Raw genomic sequence first — 15,656 nt, forward strand, 5'->3', positions numbered from 1 at the left:
CGCTCAAAACTCCACGCCCTTTTGCGCCTTTACGCCTTGCTCGCGATACGGATGCTTCACAAGGCGCATTTCCGTGACGAGGTCGGCGGCTTCGATCAGCGCGTCGGGCGCATGGCGGCCCGTCACGACCACGTGCACGTGCGGCGCGCGCGACGCGATCACGCCGAGCACTTCTTCAAGCGGCAGGTACTCGTATTTGAGTACCGTGTTGAGTTCGTCGAGGATCACCATCGCGTACTCGCCGCTCTCGATCATGCGCTTGGCCTCGTCCCAGCCCTTGCGCGCGGTGGCGATGTCGCCGTCACGATTCTGCGTGTTCCAGGTGTAGCCGTCGCCCATCGTCACGAAATCGCAGTGCGCGACGCTGCCGAGGAAATCGCGTTCGGCCGTGTGCAGCGCGCCCTTGATGAACTGCACGACACCGAGCTTCATGCCGTGGCCGAGCATGCGCACGGCCATGCCGAACGCGGCTGTGCTCTTGCCTTTGCCGTTGCCGGTGTTGACGATCAACAGGCCCTTTTCGTGCGTCGCGGCGGCCTGCTTTTTCTCGTGGCCTTCGCGGCGGCGTTGCGTCATGCGTTGGTGCGATTCGGGATCGGTTTTCATCGTCGTGAGTGGGTTGGTTGCGGGGCTTGCGCGTCCGCGTTTTCGTCTTTTAGCAGCATGCTCGCGATCGCCACTGTTACGCCTTCGAGCGCCAGCTTGCCGCGCACGAGCGGCCCGCCGCTAGCCGCAAGACGCGCGCAGGGCTCGCACACGCCATCCACGCCGAAACGCGCTTGCGCGGCTAAGGAAGGCGGGGCAAGCGTTGGCGTCGTGGCCAATTGCTCTCGCGTGAACGTACGCAAGGGCAGCGCATGTGCCGCGCAAAACGCTTGCAACGCGGGTTCACTGGCTTTGGCGTCGAGCGTTGCCACCGCCGTTACGCTTTCAAGCGGCCACGCGCCGAGCGCGGCGCGCACCGCCGCCTCGACCTGCGCGAGCGTCACGCCGCGCCGGCAGCCAATGCCGAGCACGAGCGCAGTCACGCGCTGTGCGGGCTCCAGCGTGGCTTCGAATGAGGCGGCGTGCGAGGCGCGCTTTTCAGCAGGATTCACGGCGAGAGCGTCGATCGAAGGCGTGGCCGGGGAGGCAAAAGCCGGCCCGTGCCGGATGCGCGCTACGATAGCACACGCTTTTGCGGCTTCCCACGCCTTCCTTGACGCGCAGGCGCCCCGCGCCTACACTCGCACGCACTCTGGTGCTCGCGCGCGCGATTCATACTGCGTGCGCAGTTAAACGGGAATCAGGGAGCCATCCCGCCTCGGGCATGGCCAACCTGAACTGCACCCGCAACGGTACAACGAGCGCGGCGTTCGCACGAATGCCGCAAACCGCTTCCATGCTTCACGCAGTCCACGCCACTGTGCGAGCCGGCCGCAAGGCCGCTCGCGCGGGAAGGCGAAGCGGTGTTTCGTCAGTCCGGATACCGGCCAGATACGTGGGATTCGCGCTGCGGGGATGCGGTGCCGGGTCCGTGATATTCATGCGTCAGCCGGGCGAGGCCCGGGTGCGTTTCTGGTCGTTCGTCCCCTGCAGGTTTTGTTGAATCGTTACGCGTGGCAGCGTCTGCATGGCTACGCGCGTACTCGCAATGCAACACCCGTACGAACGGCCAACGCGACGCACCATGCCCCTCTATACGGCCTGGCGCCGAAGGAGCACTTCATGCAAATGCGCAAGATTCCGGTCACGATCGTGACGGGCTTTCTCGGCAGCGGCAAAACCACGCTGCTGCGTCACATTCTTCAGCACGCGGGCGGCCTGCGCGTGGCGGTCATCGTCAACGAATTCGGCGAACTCGGTATCGACGGCGAAATTCTGCGTGGCTGCGGCATTGGCTGCGACGAGAACGGCAACGAAACGCAAGGCCAGCTCTACGAACTCGCGAACGGGTGCCTGTGCTGCACCGTGCAGGAAGAGTTCTTCCCGGTGATGGAGAAACTGCTCGAACGCCGCGGCGAGATCGATCACGTGCTGATCGAAACCTCGGGCCTCGCGCTGCCCAAGCCGCTCGTGCAGGCGTTCAACTGGCCGTCGATCCGCAATGCGTTCACCGTCGATGCAGTCGTGACCGTGGTGGACGGTCCCGCGGCCGCGAGCGGCCAGTTCGCCGAAAATCCGCAAGCCGTGGACGCGCAGCGCCGCGCCGACCCGAATCTCGACCACGAATCGCCGCTGCACGAGCTGTTCGAAGACCAGCTTTCGGCCGCCGATCTCGTCATCCTCAACAAGACCGATCTGCTGGACGAAGCGGGCCAGGACGCGCTCATCGCCGATCTGCGCGAAGAGCTGCCGCCGCAGGTGAAGATCGTGCGCGCGCAGCACGGCAAGCTCGACCTGCATACGCTGCTCGGGCTCGAAGCGGCCTCCGAGGAGAGCATCCATCTGCGCCACGACCATCACGGTTCCGCCGACGATCCCGATCATCACCATGACGAGTTCGACTCGGTCGTGGTGTCGGGTGCCGCGGCTTCGCGCGAGAGCGTGATCGAGGCGCTGCAACAACTCGTCGATGCGCACACGATCTATCGCGTGAAGGGCTTCGCCGCGCTGCCGGGCGCGCCGATGCGCCTCGTGATTCAAGGCGTGGGCCGTCGCTTCGACAGCTATTTCGACCGCCGCTGGAATGCGCAGGAAAGCGCGGCGCAGCCGCTCGCGAGCCGCTTCGTGCTGATTGGCGAAGATCTCGATGGCACGACGCTGCAAGCGGCATTCTCTGCTGCGTTGGCGAGCGTGCAGACCGCGATCGCGAAGTGAACGCGCTGAGCTAGACGAGGCCGTACCATGCATTTGCTGCGCACCACGCCGGGCGGTTTCGTCGACGACACGCAGGGCGTCATCCGTATCGACCAGCAGCCCGCCGAGATTGTCGTGCTGAGTTCTGCGGACACCACGCTCGCGTTGCTGGCGAGCGTCGTGCCGCGCCTGCCCGCAGGTTTTCCGAGCGTGCGGCTCGCAAACGTCACGTATCTGCGCCAGCCCGCATCGGTGGACTTCTACGTCGAAGACGTCTTGCAGCATGCGCGCGTGGTGGTGGTCGATCATCTGGGCGGCGAGACGTACTGGCCTTACGGTATCGAGCAGGTCGTGTCGCTCGCGGAGCGCCGTGGCCAACTGCTCGCGATGTTTTCCGGCGACTTGCAGGAAGATCCCAACCTCATCGCGAAGAGTCGCGCCGAGCCGGAATTTTGCCGCCTGTTGTGGCGCTATCTGCGCGAAGGCGGCGCGGCCAACGCCGAATCGTTCCTGCGCGCGCTCGCGTGGCGTGCATTCGATTGGGGCAGCGAGCCTGCGCCGCCCGTCGTGCTGCCCGCTGCCGCGCTTTATTGCCCGCAGCGCGACGTCGCGACCATCGACGAATGGCGCGCGCGCTGGCAACCGGGCGCGCCGGTTGTCGCGCTGCTGTTTTACAAGGCGCATTTGCAGGCCGCGAACACGGCCGCCTTCGATGCCCTCATCACCGCGCTGCTGGAGCGCGGCATGAACCCGCTGCCGCTGGCGATCACCTCGCTCAAGGACACCTTGAGCCGCGACGTGCTCGATCAACTGGCGGCCGAGCACGATGTCTCGCTCGTGCTGAACACCACGGCGTTTGCGGCTTCGTCATTGGACGCCCCCGAACCGCTCGCGCTTGCTGGTGACGCGCCCGTGCTTCAGGTGATCCTGAGCGGCGGTAATCGCGAAGACTGGGTGAAGGACAATCATGGCCTGAATTCGCGCGACATCGCCATGCATATCGCGCTGCCCGAAGTGGACGGCCGCGTGATTACGCGTGCGATCAGCTTCAAGGGCCTCGCCTACCACTGCAAAGAAACGCAGGTCGATGTCGTGCGCTATCAGCCAGACCTGGAACGCGTGGCGTTCGTCGCCGAACTCGCGCGCCGCTGGTGCCGATTGCGCAGCCTGCCCAACGATGAGAAAAAGCTTGCGCTCGTGCTCGCGAACTATCCGATGAGTGAAGGGCGCATTGGCAACGGCGTGGGGCTCGATACGCCGGCCTCGGTGGTCGGCATCCTGCGCATGCTTCGCGACGAAGGCTACCGCGTGCCCGATCTGCCCGAAGACGGCGACGCGCTCATGCGCATCCTCACGCAGGGCGTGACGAACGATCCCGACACGCGCGCGCTGCGCCCCGCATGGCAGAGCCTTTCGCTTGACGACTACCGCGCGCGCTTCTCGCAGTTGCCCGTCGAGGCGCAGAACGCGCTGATCGCGCGCTGGGGCGTGCCGGAAGACGACCCCACGGTACGCCGCGGCCGCTTCATGATCGCGGGCTGGCGCTGCGGCCAGGTGTTCGTGGGCATCCAGCCCTCACGCTCGCGTGGCGACGACACTTACGCGAACTATCACGACGCCGAACTCGTGCCGCCGCACGCGTACCTCGCGTTTTACTTCTGGTTGCGCGAGACGTTCGGCATCGACGCCATCGCGCACGTGGGCAAGCACGGCAACCTGGAGTGGCTGCCGGGCAAGAGCGTGGCGCTCGCCGACACCTGCTGGCCCGACATGGCGCTCGGGCCGCTGCCGCACTTGTATCCGTTCATCGTCAACGATCCGGGAGAGGGGAGTCAGGCCAAACGGCGCGCCCAGGCCGTGATCGTCGATCACCTGATGCCGCCGCTCACGCGCGCCGAAAACTACGGGCCGCTGCAAGATCTCGAACGTCAGGTCGATGAGTATTACGAAGCATTGATGGTGGACCCGCGCCGCGCGAAACTGCTGCGCAAGACCATACTCGCGACCATCATCGAGCACCGGCTGCATGAGGAGTTGAGCGTCGCTGCGCCCCAGGATCAGGCTGGCGAAGACGAACTGCTCACGCGCGCCGACGCTTACCTCTGCGAGCTGAAAGAAGCGCAGATTCGCGACGGCCTGCATACGTTTGGCGAATCGCCGCAAGGCCAGCAGCGCCGCGACACGCTGCTGGCGCTCGGGCGCTACGCGTGCGGCGACGGGCAGGGCGCGAACGCAGGTCTCATCGACGCGCTCGCGCGAGATTTGCGCATCGACCATCTGCTCGATCCTGCAACGGTGGATTGGGCTGCGCAGTGGAGTGGCCCGCGCCCGTCGCTGCTCACAAACGTGAGCGATGCGCCTTGGCGTCATGCGGGCGACACGCGCGAACGCCTGGAAATGCTCGCGGCAACGCTGATCGCGGGCATTTGCTCAGGCGAACGAAGCGATTCGCCAGAGCAAGTACTCCCGCATGCTGCCCAGGTGCTCGCACGCCTGCACGGCGACGTGCTGCCGCGCCTCGACGCCTGTGGCCCGGAGGAAATGCGCCAGTTGCGCCGTGGCTTCGAAGGCCGTTTCGTGCCGCCAGGCCCGAGCGGTTCGCCTTCCCGCGGCCGCCCGGATGTGCTGCCTACCGGCCGCAACTTCTACTCCGTCGATACGCGCGCCATCCCCACGCAAGCCGCGTGGGCGCTCGGCATGAAGTCGGCGCAGCAACTCATCGAGCGTCATCTGCAGGAGCACGGCGATTACCCGCGCGCCGTGGGGCTTTCGGTGTGGGGCACGGCGACGATGCGCACCGGCGGCGACGACATCGCCCAGGCGTTCGCGCTGATCGGCGTGCGCCCGAAGTGGGCCGCGGGCAGCCAGCGCGTGACCGACTTCGAGATCATGCCGGTCGAGGCGCTGGACCGCCCGCGCATCGACGTGACGCTGCGCGTATCGGGTTTTTTCCGCGACGCGTTTCCCAACGTGATGCATCTGTTCGATGCAGCCGTGCAGGCCGTGGCCGATCTCGACGAGCCGGCGCACCAGAACCCCCTGCGCGCGCGCGTGATGCGCGAGCGCGATGCGCTGGTCGCGAACGGCATGGCCGCCGACGAGGCGCGCCGCCGCGCGGGCTGGCGCGTGTTCAGCGCGCGCCCCGGCGCATACGGCGCGGGCCTGCAGTCGATGATCGACCATCGCCAGTGGCAGACCGACGCCGATCTCGCGAACGCGTACCAGGCGTGGGGCGGCTACGCCTACGCGCAAAAGAGTGCCGGCGATGAAGCGAGCGATGCGTTCCGCGCGCGTCTCGCGACGCTCGACGTCGTGCTGCAGAACCAGGACAACCGCGAACACGACCTGCTCGATTCGAACGACTACTACCAGTTCCAGGGCGGCATGGCCGCGGCGGCGCGGCATTTTTCGCAGGCGCAGCCCGCGCTCTATCACGCGGACCACAGCAACCCCGCTGCGCCGCGCATTCGTCCGCTGCATGAGGAGATCGCGCGCGTGATCCGCTCGCGGGTGGTGAACCCGAAGTGGATCGACGGCGTGAAGCGTCATGGTTACAAGGGCGCCGCGGAAATGGCGGCGACCGTGGACTATCTGTTCGGCTATGACGCGACCGCGCGCGTGGTGGGCGATCATCAGTACGCGCTCGTCGCGAACGCCTATGTGCACGACGACGATACGCGCGACTTCATGCAGCGTCACAATCCACACGCACTGCATGCCGTGTGCGAACGCCTGCTCGAAGCGATTCAGCGCGGTCTCTGGCAGGAGCCGGGCGAACATCGCGCGCAACTCGAACACCGTCTGCTCGAAGCCGGGCAGCATCTGGAAGGATCAGGATCATGAGCGCTGCGGCCACGCGTCCCGCGTTTCCTTTTACCGCGCTGGTCGGCCAGGCGCCGTTGCAGCGCGCGCTGCTGCTCGCGGCCATCGACCCGGCGATCGGCGGCGTGCTCGTGAGCGGGCCGCGCGGCACCGCGAAATCGACGGCGGCGCGCGCGCTCGCGGCGCTTTTGCCGGAGGGCGCGTTCGTCACGCTGCCGCTTGGCGCGAGCGAGGACAAGCTGATCGGCACGCTCGACCTCGAAGCGGCATTGCGCGAGAGCGCGGTGCGCTTCGCGCCTGGCCTGCTCGCGCGCGCGCATGGCGGCGTGCTTTACGTGGACGAAGTAAACCTGTTGCCCGATGCGCTCGTAGACGTGTTGCTCGACGCGGCGGCGAGCGGCGTGAATACGGTTGAGCGCGATGGCGTTTCGCACACTCACGACGCGCATTTCGTGCTGGTGGGTACGATGAATCCCGAAGAAGGAGAGTTGCGTCCGCAACTACTCGATCGCTTTGGATTGATGGTCGAACTCGGCACGCCTTACGACGTGGCGGAGCGGCAACGCATCGTCAAGGCGCGTCTCGCGTTCGATGCCGATCCGCAAGCGTTTTGTGCAGCGCGCGAGACTGAGCAGCGTGCGCTTGCACAGCGCATCGCTGCGGCGCGCGAGATGCTCGACAAACTCGCTTGGAGCGATGCGGTGCACGAGCGCGCGGCGCAGCGCTGCATCGAGGCGGCGGTTGACGGCTTGCGCGCCGACCTCGTGATGCTGCGTGCGGCGCGTGCACTCGCCGCATTCGAAGGTGCGAATGCAGTGAAGCCGGAACATGTCGATGAAGTGGCGGATTGCGTGCTCGCGCACCGTCGGCACGCCATGCCGCAGCGCTCCGATGCGCCGTCTGCCGCCGAGCCGCAGCGGCAACCGCCCGCTTGCGCGTCATCGCGCGATGCGAAGCATACCGAAGCAACATCGGCGGATGCCGATTGGGGCGAGTTGCCGCCCGAGCCCGTCGCCGCGAAGCCCGTGAAAGGCGTGATCCCGCTGCCCGCAAAAAAACGCTGACCCGTCGGGCACAGGCCGCCGCCTTCGCACAAGGCGGCGCTCGACGGCGAGAAGGCCCGGGGCGCGGTCTCGCACACGTGGCGAAGCATGGCGAGCGCATCGCGTGGCCGCGCACGCTCGCGACCAAACGCGCAGAATCGTTGCAAGCGCAACATTTCCGCTTTGCCAGGCGCAAGACGGGTTCCGGCGCGCTCCATTGCTTCGTGCTGGATTGCTCGGCATCCATGCTCGCACGCGGCCAGCTCGCACTCGCCAAGGGGTTGTTGATCGCGCTGTTCGACCGCGCCCGCGCCGAGCGCGTGGAAGTGGCGCTGATCGCTTTCGGCGGCGCGGGCGCCGAACTGCGCTTCGGTCCCGCGGTGCCGCGCTGGTGGAACGAGCGCTGGATCGAGCCGATCGGCGGGGGCGGGGGCACGCCGCTCGAAGCGGGCATCGGCCGCGCGGCGCGTGTGCTCGAAACTACCGCGCGCCGCGACCCATCGCGAGCGCGTCATCTCTGGCTGTTCAGCGACGGCCGCACGACGCAGTGGCCCGCGCGGCCGCGCCACGCCGACCACATCACGGTGATCGATTGCGAACTTGGCGCGCTGCGCGTGGGGCGCTGCGAGGCGCTCGCGCGAGCCTGGGCAGGCGAGTGCCTGGACGCTCAGGCGCTGCTCGCCTGAGCAGGCGCTAGCGCACGCTGCCGGTCCAGTACAGCACGTCGTCCTGCCGATCGAACACGTAGACCTTCATCGCCATCTGCTCGGCGGGCGTGAGGCGGTCGAGTTCGAGGCCGAGCGTCGCTTGCGTGGATGCTCCCGTTTCCGTCTGCACGTTGCGGATGATCGCTGTGGTTTCGATCGTCGTATCGTTGCCGCCCGAGCGCAACTGGAATGACACGCGCAGCCGCTCGCCAACCCGGCCGAGCGCCCACGCCGCGCTCACCGAAAGCCCCAGCGCGCTGATGCCGCGCGCGAGCGCCACGCCGTCATAACCCGAGCCTTCCTCGCCGATGCCAAAGCGCACCGGAAATTGCGCGCGCACGCGAATCGAGCGGCGCTCGCGCAGGCGGCGGATGTTGGCGGGCTTCGAAAGCACGAGGTAGTCGAGCGGCGAGTGGCTCAGCGCATGCACGGTACATACGAAGCGATAGACGGCCTGGCTCGCAATCGCGACGATCTCCACGTTTTCGCCCGGCGTGATGGCGACGGGGCGGCCATCGGCGTAGGGCATCGTCACGAAGAGCGCCTCGTTCGGCGCGAAGCCGATCAGGCGGCACGGGTGCATGGGCGCACCGCTCGCGCCCATTTGCGGGCGCAGGCCCGTCAGCGCGCCGATGTTCAGGTGCATGTCGCGCGTGGTGGTGGGCGCCTCGGCTGCGCTGGCTGCGTTGGCTGATTCGGCGCCTTCCGGTGTGAGTTCGAGCCGCTCTACGTCGCCGCGATGCGGCGCGAAGTGCTTGAACAGAAAGTCGCGCTCCGCTTCGCCCACGAGCACCGCGCCGGCATCGAGCAGCAAGGCGCCGTCGCGATCGACGACAGGCCAGGCGAGCGGCTCGCCCACCGGCATGGCGTCGGGCGTGAGCGGAGCTGCGGATTCGATTGCGGTTCCAGTTGCGGTTGCGGCGTCGGTGGCTTCGGCGTGAGCTTCAGTGGTCAGGTTGGTCATCGGCGCAGGGTGGACGGTGAGCGGTTCGCGTCGCGAATTGACTTCGCGGGTTCACCTGGTTTACGGCGCCGCGGCAGGGAAATTGAGTGCGTGGCGCAATTCGAGGGTGGATTCGCGAGGCGCAGTATCATGGCCCTTGAATGCAATCCGTAATTGGCCGGCAAGCGGAACAAACGAACCACGCGGCATAAACGAAAAACGCGAAACAAGCGGAGCAAGAGGAAACGCCTCATGGAGCTCTGGAAACGATGTTTGCGAATCCCCCGCCAATGGAATCGGGCGCTCATGCTGTGGGTCGGGAGCCATCCGTTCATTGTCGGCACGATGGGCTCGCTTGTCGGCGCGGCCATCGTGGCCATCGTGCTGCTGGGATTGATGCAACAGCGCACGCAGGCCATCGCCAGTACGCAGCACAATTCGGCCGCGCTCGTTTCGCTGATGTCGAACGACCTCGAGGCGAATTTCGGCATATACGACCTGTTGCTGCTCGATGCCGCCGATAGCGCTCGCGACCCGCGCACGCAAAACCTGCCGCCCGACATCCGCCGCAGACTGCTGTTCGGGCGCGTGACGGCCGGCGCCTATCTCGACGACGCGTTCTACGTCGACGCGAGTGGCCATGTCGTCGAATCCCAGGACGGCCGCGCGTATCCCGGCGTCAATCTCGCGGACCGGGACTATTTCACGGCGCAGCACGAGCGCTCGGTCGGCATGTATATTTCGGACCCGATCCGCTCGCGCGCGCGCGAAGGCCAATATTCGATTGCGCTGTCGCGCCGCGTGAGCGCGTACGACGGCTCGTTTGGCGGCGTCGTGCTGCTCACGTTGCGGCTCGCGTATTTTCAGCAACTGTTCGACCGGATCGACGTCGACCCGAAGGGCACCGCGTTCATCTTGCTGAACGACGGGACCATGCTCGCGCACCAACCTTATTCGGACTACGAAGTGGGCGCGCAGGTGGGAGAACTGGATTACATCCAGCCGATGCTGAAGACGAGCTCCGGCTCGTTCATAGCGGCGGGCGAGGAGGACAAGGTCGAACGCATCTACACGTTCAAGCGCGTTCCGCACACGTCGCTCATCGCGGTCGTCGCGCCTTCCGTGGACGATGCGCTCGAAGGGTGGCGCCACCGCCTGCGGATCTACGCGCCGATGGCGTTGTTCTTCGGCGTGCTCATCGCCGCTTCGTCGTGGCTGCTCGCACTGTCGATGCGCACGCGGCTCGCCACGCAAAAAGAATTCGAGCGGCTCGCGGTCACCGACGCGCTCACGAGCCTGTTCAACCGGCGCGCGCTCGACTTGCGCATCGAAACCGAATGGCAGCACGCGAGACGCTCGGGCGAACCGCTTTCGGTGCTTTTCGTCGACATCGACAGGTTCAAGCTGTTCAACGATTTTTACGGGCACGCCGAGGGCGATAAGGTGCTCGCCGCAGTGGCCCGTGCGATACGCGAGGCCTGCCGCCGCGCGACGGACATGGTTGCGCGCTACGGCGGCGAGGAGTTCGCCGTGGTGCTGCCGGACACGCCCGCGGCCGGCGCCGTGAAAATCGCGGAAGGAGTGCGCCAGCAAGTGGCGGCGCTGGGGATCGCGCACGAACACAGCGAATACGGCACGCTGACCGTGAGCATTGGCTGCGCCACCTGCGTGCCGCGCGAGAGAGAGGGCGCGCAGGCGCTGCTGCGCGCCGCCGACGCCGAACTTTACGCGGCGAAGCAGGCGGGACGCAACCAGGTGAAGGCGCGCGAATTCGAAGGCGCGCCACCCGACCCGCGTGAGTCGCTACCGACCTTGAAGACGTGAGCGCCTCGCTTTATTCGGCATCCTCACGATACCAGCGCGGCGTATAAATCCACTCGCCGCCGTCGCCGCGAGCGAACCCGCGCGTGGCCGACGACCCAACGATCACCATCGTGCGCATATCGACATCCGCCGGGCGCAGTTCGCCCAGCGTCGTGCCCCGCAGCGTTTCGCCGGGGCGGCCCACGTCGCATCCCAGCACCACGCGCGTGTGCGGCGCGCGCACGCTGCGCACGATTTCCAGCGCGCGCTCGAGCTGCCAGGGCCGCGCGCGAGAGATGGGGTTGTAGAACGCCATCACGAGATCGGCTTGCGCCGCATGCAGCAGGCGCTTTTCGATCACCGTCCACGGTTTCAGGTTGTCGGAAAGCGAAAGCATGCAGAAGTCGTGGCCGAGCGGTGCGCCGACTTGCGCCGCCGTGGCGAGCGCCGCGGAAACGCCCGGCACGATCGCCAGTTCGACGGCATGCCAGCGTGCGTCGTCCGAGCCTTCGAGCGCTTCGAGCACGGCGGCCGCCATGGCGAACACGCCGGGGTCGCCCGACGAGACCACCGCCACGCGCCGCCCCTCGCTCGCCATCTCGAACGCGTGGCGGGCGCGCTGCAGTTCTTCGCGGTTGTCGGTGGCGTGGCGCTGCTGGTCCGCGCGGAATGGGCCCGCCATGTCCACATAAGTCGCGTAACCGACGATATCGGTGGCGTGATCCAGCGCCGCGCGCGCGGCGGGCGTGAGCAGGTCGGCGCGGCCGGGGCCGAGGCCGAGCACCGTGAGCTTGCCGCGCGCGCGGCCCAGCGTGAGCGGGTCGAGCGGCGCGGCGGCGCAGGCAAGGGCGATGCCGTCTGCGTTCGGCGCGTAGCGCTCGATGTCCTTGTCCAAGTCGAGCGCGGCGAGTGTGGCTTGTGGCGCGTTCTCCGCGCTATCGACGAAGCGTAGCGGCACGCCGAGTTCCGCTGCCGCCTGCACGAGCGACGCATCGCGCATGTGTGTAGAAGGGGCGACGAGCGCTGCGAGCGCGAGCGGCGCGAGGCCGTGCGCATCGAGTGCGCGGCGCACGCTATCGGCGAGGGCTTCCTGCGGCGCGCCCACGGCCGCGACGATGCTGCGCGGATGAATCACGAGGTCGTCGAGGCTGCCGTTCCAGGCTTGCGCGCTCACGCGGATGGCATGACGCGCCGCTGCATCGCGCGGCAGTTCGACGTTCTCGAGCCACGGTGCCTGGCCGTCCACGCGCGTCGTTGCGCCCGCAAGCAGATCGGAGACGAAGCGCTTGCCTTGTGCGACGCTCGCGAGCGCATAGCCCGCGGGCGGATTGAGCAGGCACGTGCCGAAGCGCAATTCGCCGCTCGTGGTGATGGCGGGCGCAACCGCGAGCGCCGCGCCAATTTCGCGCGCCATGACGTTCACGCCGGTCAGGCCGCCGAGCAGCGGCACGACGGCGCTGCCATCTTCGGCCAGAGCAAGCACCGGCGGCTCCGCGCCTTTGTTGGCGAGCAGCGGCGCGAGGCAGCGGATCACGATGCCCGCCGCGCACAGCGCGACGATGGGCATGCCGCGCATATAGCATTCGCGCAAATGCGCGCCAAGCTCGCTGAACGCGACATCGCCTTCCACGCGGCCTTGCAGCGCATGGATTTGCGCGCCTGCGTAAAGCGCCTGCACGCGCCGCGCGGTGGCGAGCGCGCCGGGCCCGAGTACGACGATGGCGGGCGGCGTCACGACTGCCATTTCACCCCCGGCACCACGAGCAGCGAGAAATAGGGCGATGCCATCGGATCGACGTCGTCGAGCGGGACGATGCGCTGGTTCGCCATCGTTGCGCGCTCAACGTACAGCGCACGATGTGCGAGTCCCAGTTCGCCCAGCACGCGGCGCACCTTGTCGAAGTTGCGGCCCAGTTTCATGATGACGGCGGCGTCCGCATCGGCCAGGCGCCGGCGCAGTTCGTCTTCGGGCAGCACGCCCGAGAGCACCGCGAGGCTCTGGTTGCGGTAGACGAGCGGGACACCCAGCACCGCCGCGCCGCCCAGCATCGAGCACACGCCCGGCACGACTTGCGCTTCGTAGCGAGCGGCGAGCCGGTCGTGCAGATACATGTACGAGCCGTAGAAGAACGGATCGCCTTCGCAGATCACGGCCACGTCGCGTCCGGCGTCGAGATGGCGCGAGACCATTTCCGCCGCGCCGTCGTAGAAGTCGGCGATGATCGCTTCGTACGAGAGCGGCGGTTCGAGCGCTTCGGTCGTCACGGGGTACACGAGTGGCAGGCGTTCCTGCTCCGCTTCGAGATGCCCTTCGACAATGCCGAACGCATTGCCCTTCTTGCCCTTCGCGACGAAATACGCGACCACGGGCGCGGCCTTGAGCAGGCGCACGGCTTTGAGCGTGAGCAGTTCGGGGTCGCCGGGGCCGACGCCAATGCCGTGCAGACGTCCTTTGCGGATCATTTATTCGGTCTCCGAAGCGAGTGCGTTGACGGCGGCGGCGGCCATCGCGCTGCCGCCGCGGCGGCCATGCACGACGACGAAGGGCACGCCGTGATTAACGGCAGCGAGTTGCGCCTTGGACTCGGCCGCGCCGATAAAGCCGACGGGAAAGCCCAGGATGAGCGCGGGGCGCGGCGCGCCGGCGGCGATCATGTCGAGCAGATGAAAGAGCGCGGTGGGCGCGTTGCCGATCGCAACGACGCTGCCTGCAAGATGCGGCCGCCACAGTTCGAGCGCGGCCGCCGAGCGCGTGTTGCCAAGCTCGCGTGCGAGCGTGGGCACGGCGGGATCGTCGAGCGTGCAGATCACGGCGTTGTTCGCGGGGAGGCGCGCCCGCGTCACGCCATACGCGACCATTTTCGCGTCGCAGAGAATCGGCGCGCCGCCCGCGAGCGCGTTGCGGCCCGCCGTGCCAGCGCCTGCGGAAAACGCGAGGTCGTCGGCCACGTCCACCATGCCGCATGCGTGGATCACGCGCACGGCGAGTTTCTCGAGGTCGGCGGGAATGCGCGCGAGGTCGGCTTCGGCGCGGATCGTCGCGAACGACTCGCGATAGATCGCCTGGCCGTCGCGAATGTAATCAGACATCTTGGGTACTCCGGGGCGGCTGCGCGAGTGCGAGCGCAGCGGCTTCGATCGTCAGGTTGCGCGCGATGAGCTGGCCAAAGCGCTGGCCGCAGCCGCTTTGTGTGTCGTCGCGCTGGTACAGGTCGTAGTGGTCGGGGGTGCTGGCGAGCAACGTGAACGGCGCGCAGTGCGCGGCCGCACAGGAGCGCTCGCAGCCTGTGAGGTGGGCTTCGACGTCGGGCGGCAGCAGGGCGGCGAGGCGCTGTGCGTCGGCTTTCGTGTCCGCGCGGCTTTTTGCGCAGCCTGTCGATCCCGTGCATGCGATGAGGCGTGCGAGCGGGTCCGCACGCGAGACGACGAGGCCGAGCGCACGCAGGCGCTCGAGCGCGGCGGGCATGGCGTGCGCGGCCACGTTGGGCAGGAGCACGCCTTGCCATGGCGTCACGCGCAATGTCGCATCGCCCGAGTCTTGCGCGAGCGCGGCGAGCGCGCGCAGCGTTGGCGCGTCGATGCGGCCGAGTGCGGGCTGCGCGCCCACATAGCCGCTGCCGTCGGCGTGCAGCGCGTGCGCGCCGAGGCGCAAGTCGGCGGGGCTCGCTGCGCGATGCCACGCGAGCAGTGCGGCGTCGTCACGCAGCAGCGCAAATTCGCCATGCTGTCGTGCGCGTTGCAGCAGGGCATCGAGCGAGTGTGTGGCTAGCACGTCGCGCATGCGCGTTTCGCCCTTCGTCGCGAGATCGAGGAACGCATGCAGCAGCGCGCGCATCGATGCGCCAATGTCCTCGGCAGCGAGCATGCCGATTGGCCGCCCCTTGGGGCATCCGGCCAAGCCCACCGCGAAGCGCACCGTCGCGCCGTGCGGCAGCGCGGCGAGCCAGATGTCGTGCGGATGCTCGAGCATCGCCATGCGCTCGCCGCCGTCCAGTTGCAGCGCGAACTTGGGCGAGAGCGCGGCGAAGCGCGGCTCGCGCTGCATCATGTCGATGAGCGCGGCGGCGAGTACCGTCGTGTCGCACAACGCGTCAGGGTCGAGGCCCGCAAGCGGGCTCAGCATCGCGTTGCGCAATTCGTCGGCGGCGCACGCGTGCTCGATCGGGCTTGCGGCGTCGATGCCCGCCGGGCCGAGGCCCGCGCCGATCAGCGCGGCGCTCAACGCCGCTTCTTCGCCCGCGCGCACGCCGCGAATCTGCACGTTCGCGCGATTGGTCAGTTCGAGCACGCCGTTCGCATGCGAGGACGCTGCCTCGGCGAGGGCGCGCGCACGCGCGGCGCTCAGCACGCCGCCGGGCAGGCGGATGCGGCACAGGCCGCCGTCGCGCGCCGCGACCACGCGTACGAGCCCCGGGCACGCCGAGGGGCGGAGCACGGCCAATGCAGCAGCGGGCGAGACGGGCTTCGTTTCGTGTTTCAAGGGAATACCGGGTAAGCATCGCGCGGGAGCGGCGCGCTGCCCGCACATCAGGCGGGAAGCGGCAGCGGTATCGGTACACC

The 15,656-nt window shown here is 67.7% G+C and carries 12 protein-coding genes and 1 riboswitch; of the genes, 5 read left to right on the top strand and 7 right to left on the bottom strand.

What is annotated here, in order from left to right:
- Positions 1–3: 3 nt before the first annotated feature.
- Together cobO and VSR72_RS18635 are read right to left on the bottom strand one after the other, a co-directional pair.
- Positions 4–606, bottom strand: coding sequence for a cob(I)yrinic acid a,c-diamide adenosyltransferase (gene cobO / locus VSR72_RS18630; RefSeq protein WP_342953822.1), 603 nt, complete (start codon positions 604–606; stop codon positions 4–6).
- A complete protein-coding gene (locus tag VSR72_RS18635; protein WP_342953823.1) occupies positions 603–1,097 on the bottom strand; it encodes a cobalamin biosynthesis protein in 495 nt (164 codons plus the stop codon). Before VSR72_RS18635 ends, cobO begins: the two co-directional genes overlap by 4 nt.
- Before the next feature lie 124 nt (positions 1,098–1,221).
- A riboswitch (cobalamin riboswitch) is annotated at positions 1,222–1,492 on the top strand.
- Between the two features lie 215 nt (positions 1,493–1,707).
- Between VSR72_RS18635 and cobW the strand changes: the two genes are divergently transcribed.
- The 4 genes from cobW (at position 1,708) to VSR72_RS18655 (ending at position 8,329) form a co-directional block, all read left to right on the top strand.
- Entirely contained in the window at positions 1,708–2,799 is a 1,092-nt protein-coding gene (gene cobW / locus VSR72_RS18640; RefSeq protein WP_342953824.1) for a cobalamin biosynthesis protein CobW, read from the top strand.
- 27 nt (positions 2,800–2,826) lie between these two features.
- Positions 2,827–6,621, top strand: coding sequence for a cobaltochelatase subunit CobN (gene cobN / locus VSR72_RS18645; RefSeq protein ID WP_342953825.1), 3,795 nt, complete (start codon positions 2,827–2,829; stop codon positions 6,619–6,621).
- Positions 6,618–7,664, top strand: a complete 1,047-nt coding sequence (locus tag VSR72_RS18650) for an AAA family ATPase (RefSeq protein ID WP_342953826.1) — start codon at positions 6,618–6,620, stop codon at positions 7,662–7,664. The genes cobN and VSR72_RS18650 overlap by 4 nt, the downstream gene beginning before the upstream one ends.
- Positions 7,665–7,741: 77 nt before the next feature.
- A complete protein-coding gene (locus VSR72_RS18655) occupies positions 7,742–8,329 on the top strand; it encodes a VWA domain-containing protein (RefSeq protein WP_342953827.1) in 588 nt (195 codons plus the stop codon).
- 7 nt (positions 8,330–8,336) lie between these two features.
- Here VSR72_RS18655 and VSR72_RS18660 read toward each other — a convergent pair whose 3' ends face one another.
- The gene (locus VSR72_RS18660) at positions 8,337–9,215 is read right to left on the bottom strand and encodes a flagellar brake protein (RefSeq protein WP_342953964.1); all 879 of its coding nucleotides are present in this window, start codon (positions 9,213–9,215) and stop codon (positions 8,337–8,339) included.
- Between the two features lie 351 nt (positions 9,216–9,566).
- Here VSR72_RS18660 and VSR72_RS18665 point away from each other — a divergent pair, with 351 nt between their 5' ends.
- The gene (locus VSR72_RS18665; protein ID WP_342953828.1) at positions 9,567–11,117 is read left to right on the top strand and encodes a sensor domain-containing diguanylate cyclase; all 1,551 of its coding nucleotides are present in this window, start codon (positions 9,567–9,569) and stop codon (positions 11,115–11,117) included.
- 10 nt (positions 11,118–11,127) lie between these two features.
- Here VSR72_RS18665 and cobJ read toward each other — a convergent pair whose 3' ends face one another.
- Genes cobJ through cobG form a run of 4 tightly spaced genes read right to left on the bottom strand, consistent with a single transcriptional unit; the run spans position 11,128 to position 15,576 of the window.
- A complete protein-coding gene (gene cobJ / locus VSR72_RS18670; RefSeq protein ID WP_342953829.1) occupies positions 11,128–12,840 on the bottom strand; it encodes a precorrin-3B C(17)-methyltransferase in 1,713 nt (570 codons plus the stop codon).
- On the bottom strand, positions 12,828–13,559 hold the full coding sequence (locus tag VSR72_RS18675) for a precorrin-2 C(20)-methyltransferase (protein WP_342953830.1): 732 nt from the start codon (positions 13,557–13,559) through the stop codon (positions 12,828–12,830). The genes cobJ and VSR72_RS18675 overlap by 13 nt, the downstream gene beginning before the upstream one ends.
- Positions 13,560–14,186, bottom strand: coding sequence for a precorrin-8X methylmutase (locus VSR72_RS18680; protein WP_342953831.1), 627 nt, complete (start codon positions 14,184–14,186; stop codon positions 13,560–13,562).
- On the bottom strand, positions 14,179–15,576 hold the full coding sequence (gene cobG / locus VSR72_RS18685) for a precorrin-3B synthase (RefSeq protein ID WP_342953832.1): 1,398 nt from the start codon (positions 15,574–15,576) through the stop codon (positions 14,179–14,181). The genes VSR72_RS18680 and cobG overlap by 8 nt, the downstream gene beginning before the upstream one ends.
- Between the last annotated feature and the right edge of the window lie 80 nt (positions 15,577–15,656).

Origin of the sequence: Paraburkholderia sp. JHI869 (assembly GCF_038900775.1) — a bacterium.
In the GTDB taxonomy this organism is placed as follows: domain Bacteria; phylum Pseudomonadota; class Gammaproteobacteria; order Burkholderiales; family Burkholderiaceae; genus Paraburkholderia.

Bases quoted from the DNA above. Each gene is read 5' to 3' on its own strand.
- cobO (WP_342953822.1), bottom strand. From the start codon at position 606: ATGAAAACCGATCCCGAATCGCACCAACGCATGACGCAACGCCGCCGC.
- cobW (WP_342953824.1), top strand. From the start codon at position 1,708: ATGCAAATGCGCAAGATTCCGGTCACGATCGTGACGGGCTTTCTCGGC.
- cobN (WP_342953825.1), top strand. From the start codon at position 2,827: ATGCATTTGCTGCGCACCACGCCGGGCGGTTTCGTCGACGACACGCAG.
- VSR72_RS18650 (WP_342953826.1), top strand. From the start codon at position 6,618: ATGAGCGCTGCGGCCACGCGTCCCGCGTTTCCTTTTACCGCGCTGGTC.
- VSR72_RS18660 (WP_342953964.1), bottom strand. From the start codon at position 9,215: ATGCCGGTGGGCGAGCCGCTCGCCTGGCCTGTCGTCGATCGCGACGGC.
- cobJ (WP_342953829.1), bottom strand. From the start codon at position 12,840: ATGGCAGTCGTGACGCCGCCCGCCATCGTCGTACTCGGGCCCGGCGCG.
- VSR72_RS18675 (WP_342953830.1), bottom strand. From the start codon at position 13,559: ATGATCCGCAAAGGACGTCTGCACGGCATTGGCGTCGGCCCCGGCGAC.
- VSR72_RS18680 (WP_342953831.1), bottom strand. From the start codon at position 14,186: ATGTCTGATTACATTCGCGACGGCCAGGCGATCTATCGCGAGTCGTTC.